The 4,585-nt window shown below is 54.7% G+C and carries 5 protein-coding genes; 4 read left to right on the top strand and 1 reads right to left on the bottom strand.

All coding sequences use genetic code 11. The features are described 5' to 3' along the window. Nucleotides 1-62: 62 nt before the first annotated feature. The 4 genes from LBJ25_05345 (at nucleotide 63) to serS (ending at nucleotide 4,046) form a co-directional block, all read left to right on the top strand. Nucleotides 63-1,340, top strand: a complete 1,278-nt coding sequence (locus tag LBJ25_05345; GenBank protein ID MDR1453380.1) for a serine hydroxymethyltransferase — start codon at nucleotides 63-65, stop codon at nucleotides 1,338-1,340. Further along, nucleotides 1,340-1,843 carry a cytidine/deoxycytidylate deaminase family protein gene (locus LBJ25_05340; protein ID MDR1453379.1) on the top strand — a complete coding sequence of 168 codons (504 nt, stop codon included), beginning with the start codon at nucleotides 1,340-1,342 and terminating at the stop codon, nucleotides 1,841-1,843. The genes LBJ25_05345 and LBJ25_05340 overlap by 1 nt, the downstream gene beginning before the upstream one ends. 2 nt (nucleotides 1,844-1,845) lie before the next feature. Next, nucleotides 1,846-2,694 (top strand): prephenate dehydratase, encoded by an 849-nt coding sequence (pheA, locus tag LBJ25_05335; GenBank protein ID MDR1453378.1) that lies wholly within the window; start codon nucleotides 1,846-1,848, stop codon nucleotides 2,692-2,694. A 101-nt stretch (nucleotides 2,695-2,795) separates the two neighbouring features. Then, a complete protein-coding gene (serS, locus tag LBJ25_05330) occupies nucleotides 2,796-4,046 on the top strand; it encodes a serine--tRNA ligase (protein ID MDR1453377.1) in 1,251 nt (416 codons plus the stop codon). Nucleotides 4,047-4,145: 99 nt separating this feature from the next. Here serS and LBJ25_05325 read toward each other — a convergent pair. Then, nucleotides 4,146-4,585: hypothetical protein (locus LBJ25_05325; protein ID MDR1453376.1), on the bottom strand; the 440-nt coding region annotated here is incomplete at its 5' end.

Genomic DNA, 4,585 nt, shown 5'->3' with positions numbered 1-4,585 from the left:
TGGCGGTTGATTAGCAACGTGATATAATCCCCCTGCTTTAAAACATTCCGAGGAGGATTTAGATGGCAGCTTTGTTAGAGCATCAGTTGGCGCAAAAAGATCCGGAAATATATCAGGCGATTGGGCAGGAGCTGCGGCGGCAGCGGGATAAGATCGAGCTGATCGCTTCGGAAAATTTTACTTCGCCGGAAGTCATGGCGGCGCAGGGTTCCTGCCTCACCAATAAATACGCGGAGGGTTATCCGGGCAAACGTTATTACGGCGGCTGCGAGTATGTCGACGTAGCGGAAAATCTGGCGCGTGAGCGGGCTCAGAAACTTTTTGGCGCGGAGTATGTCAATGTGCAGCCGCATTCTGGCGCGCAGGCCAATACCGCCGTGTATTTCGCGCTGCTCCAGCCCGGCGACAAAGTGCTGGGCATGGATCTGGCGCACGGCGGACATTTGACGCACGGCTCGCCGGCCAATCTTTCCGGCGCCTACTATCAGTTTGTGCCCTACGGCGTGGCGCGTGAGACGGAGACTATTGACTACGCCGCGCTGGAGGAGCTGGCCGTCCGGGAAAAACCGAAAATGATCGTGGCCGGCGCTTCGGCTTATCCGCGGATCATTGATTTCCCGAAAATGCGCGCGATCGCCGATCAAGTCGGCGCTTTTTTGTTCGTGGACATGGCGCATATCGCCGGTCTGGTGGCCGCCGGCCTGCATCCCAGCCCGCTGCCTTACGCGCACGTCACCACGACCACCACGCACAAGACCCTGCGCGGTCCGCGCGGCGGCTTGATCCTGTGCGGCGCGGAAATGGAGCAGAAATTTAATTTCAACAAAGCGGTTTTTCCGGGCATACAAGGCGGCCCGCTGATGCACGTGATCGCGGCCAAGGCGGTGGCTTTGGGTGAGGCGCTCCAGCCGGAATTTAAAGTTTATCAAAAACAAGTGTTGCGCAATGCCGCGGCAATGGCGGAAACGTTTAAACAAAACGGCTTCCGTTTGATCTCCGGCGGTACGGACAATCATCTCCTGCTCGTCGATGTGAAAACCAAAAGCGGCATTACCGGCAAGCTGGCGCAGCACATCCTTGACGAGATCGGCATCACGGTCAATAAAAACACCATACCTTTTGAGACGGAGTCGCCTTTTGTGACCAGCGGCATCCGCGTCGGCACGCCGGCGGTGACCACCCGCGGTTTTCTGGAAGACGACGTGCGTGAAGTTGCGGAAATTATCTGCGCGGCTTTGTCCAGCATCGAGGGTGAAAAAATTAAAGCCGCTGTGGAAAGCGGATTAAAAAAACGGGTAGAAGCTCTGTGCCAGCGGCTTCCCCTGTATGGCGGCCGCTGATGACCGAAGAGCTGAAAACAGCGCAAACTTTATTCCCTGACGATACGGCGGCGGAGCCGCGGCCGAGCTGGGATGAGTATTTTATGGGATTGGCCGAAATGGTTGCCAGGCGTTCGACCTGTCTGCGCCGGCGGGTGGGCGCGGTGCTGGTCAATGATAAGCATATTTTGACCACCGGGTACAATGGCGCGCCGCGCGGCATTCAAAATTGTTTGGAGCTGGGTGTTTGCCTGCGGCAGGAGATGAAAGTGCCGTCCAGCGAGCGCCATGAACTGTGCCGTGGCTCGCATGCCGAGCAAAACGCGATCACCCAGGCGGCTTATCACGGCGTGCCGATCCGCGGCGCGACATTATATTGCACGCACATGCCCTGCATCATCTGCACCAAAATGATCATCAACGCCGGCATCCGGCGCATCGTTTTCAAAAATTTTTATCCCGACGATCTGGCCGTGCAGATGCTCAACGAGTCCAAAATTGAATTAGTGGTGTTTAAGGGGTAAAGATGTCTGAGCAGATCGCCTATCTAGGGCCTAAAGGCACTTATTGCAGTCAGGCTGTGGAAAAATATTTGCGCCGGCAGGGGAGAAAAATTGAAGCAGTCCCGCTGAATACCATCTCGGAAGTTATTCACAGCGTTAATACCGGCAAATACAAATACGGCATTGTGCCGATGGAAAACACTATCGAGGGCAGTGTCAGCGCTACGCTGGACAAACTGGCCAATAAAAGAAACTTCGTGTTTATCATTGACGAGATCGATATCTCCGTCAAACATCAGCTGCTGGCTCTGCCGCGGGCGCGGCTGGCCGAGATCAGGGAAATAATTTCGCATACGCAGGCTCTGGAGCAATGCCGCGATTTTCTTTTTGCCAGACTGCCGGGCGCCAAAATTTTGCTGGCCAAAAGCACCGCGCAGGCCGTGCTTAATGTCAAAGAAAAAAAACAGCCTTGCCGCGCCGCGATCGGCTCGCGCGAGGCCGCGCGCAAATACGGCTTGAAAATATTAGTCCGCGATATTGCTGATTACAAAGATAATGTCACGCGCTTTGTGGTGCTATCTAAAGAAAAAAAAATGCTCCGGGACAAAGACGCGATAACCGCTTTTGTTTTTTCCTGTAAAAAAGACAGGCCGGGCGGCTTGTATGAAATATTGGGTTTTCTGGCCAAAGCGAAGATCAATATGACCAGAATAGAATCCCGTCCCAGCAAAGTGGTCATGGGCGATTATGTTTTTTTTATTGACATTGCCGGCAATCATTATGTCCAGGCCAAAACTGCCCAGGCGCTGGCCAGTATCGAAAAACACAGCGATTATTTTAAGTTATTAGGCGTGTACCAACGCAAAAAATAGGTTTAGTTGAAGCGAATATTTTGCCGGAGCGACGTTAAGTGAGAGGCCACGGCGCGCGCGGGTAAAGATATTCGCTCTAACTATAAAGATAAGGAGTTTTTATGCTGGAGCAAAAATTGATCAGAGAAAATCCCGAGGCGGTTCGCGCGGCTTTACGCCGGCGCAATTTTGATCTGGCTTTGCTGGACGATTTTCTCGCCGCTGACCAAAAATGGAAAACCGCGCAAACCGAGCTGGACAAGCTGCGCGCGCGGCTCAAGGCGGCGTCTAAAACCAAACCCACGCCGGAGATCATCGCCGCCAATAAAAACCTCTCGGCCGAAATTAAACAAAAAGAAAAAGCCGCCGCCGCGCTGGTCGCCGAGCAGCAAATGAAACTGCTGTTCATTCCTAATTTACCGGATGAAACAACTCCGGACGGACATTCAGCTGCCGACAATCCGGAAATTCGCCGCTGGGGCGAACCGGCCCGGAAAGACTTTGCGGTTTTGGCGCACGAGGAGATCGGCGTGCGTCTCGGTATCTTAAATTTTGATGAGGCCGCTAAGATTTCCGGCGCGCGTTTTGTGGTGTATCACGGCGCCGGCGCCCGTCTGGAAAGGGCGTTGATCAACTTGATGCTGGATACGCATGGCCGCTCCGGTTATCAGGAAGTATTGCCGCCGGCGCTGGTCAACAGTCAGGCCATGACCGGCACAGGGCAGCTGCCGAAATTCCGGGAAGATTCATTTGCCTGCGACAAAGGCGACGATCTTTATTTGATACCGACCGCTGAAGTGCCAGTGACCAATCTGCACCGCGAAGAAATACTGGAGGCCGCCAGACTGCCGATCCGCTACGCCGCTTACACGCCGTGTTTTCGCCGCGAAGCCGGCTCTTACGGCAAAGATACACGCGGGATCATCCGCCAGCATCAATTCAACAAAGTTGAGCTGGTCAAATTTACACTGCCTGAAGACTCTATGGCCGAGCTGGAAAAATTGACCGCGGACGCCGAGCAGATTTTGCGGCTGTTAAAACTGCCGTACCGCGTGGTCGCGCTCTCCGCCGGTGATCTGGGTTTTTCGTCCAGCAAGACTTATGATCTGGAAGTCTGGTTTCCCGCGCAGAACACCTATCGGGAAATTTCCTCCTGTTCCAATTATAAAGATTATCAAGCCCGCCGCGCGAATATCCGTTTCCGCCGCGCGCCAAACGCCAAACCGGAATTTGCGCACACGCTCAACGGCTCCGGACTGGCGGTCGGGCGCACTCTGGCCGCGATCTTGGAAAACTATCAAAATACTGACGGCTCGGTGACTGTGCCGGAAGTTTTGCGTCCGTATCTGGGCGGTCTGGCTAGGATTGGGTAAAAGGGTGTTTGGCCTTTCGGTGGCTGAGCGTAGTTGAAGCCATCGTGCATATGCTCCCTTCGCCAGTGTACCCGCGGGGTACTCCGCTCAACCACCATTTTACACCATTTTTTTAATATAGATCACCGGGTAATACTCCGGCACTACTTTGAAAGCTGTGCCGCTGCCAGTAGAGCCGATAGTGCCGCCGGAGACTTGGACAGCGCTTCCTGCAGCTTCAGTGCTGCCGGTGATGCCGTGGTCATGCGCGGCGCCGTCGGTCGCGGTGGCGCCTGAGACTACGACGGTATGCTCATGCGCGCCGGTGGTAGCTGCTATGGAAATTCCTGTAGTCTTGCTTCCTGTGTTTATTGTGCCGTCATCAGGACCACCATAATTTCCGCCAACGATGTAGCCGCTTCCGCCATCGCTGCCCGCTTGGGCTGTTACTGTGTGTGTATGTCCCGGATCAGTGATCGTATGCTCGTGCGTTCCGCCAGTTACCGATACGGCCAGAGTGCCATTGCCGTGCGAATGGGTAGCCGAGCCGCTGGCGGCTG

The organism is Candidatus Margulisiibacteriota bacterium, assembly GCA_031268855.1.
Taxonomy (GTDB): Bacteria; Margulisbacteria; Termititenacia; order Termititenacales; family Termititenacaceae; genus Termititenax.
The sequence above is the reverse complement of the archived record's forward strand: the minus strand, read 5'-3'. Positions and strand labels throughout refer to the sequence as shown.

Coding starts and splice junctions, on each gene's coding strand:
- LBJ25_05345 (MDR1453380.1), top strand. CDS start 63: ATGGCAGCTTTGTTAGAGCATCAGTTGGCGCAAAAAGATCCGGAAATA.
- serS (MDR1453377.1), top strand. CDS start 2,796: ATGCTGGAGCAAAAATTGATCAGAGAAAATCCCGAGGCGGTTCGCGCG.
- pheA (MDR1453378.1), top strand. CDS start 1,846: ATGTCTGAGCAGATCGCCTATCTAGGGCCTAAAGGCACTTATTGCAGT.
- LBJ25_05340 (MDR1453379.1), top strand. CDS start 1,340: ATGACCGAAGAGCTGAAAACAGCGCAAACTTTATTCCCTGACGATACG.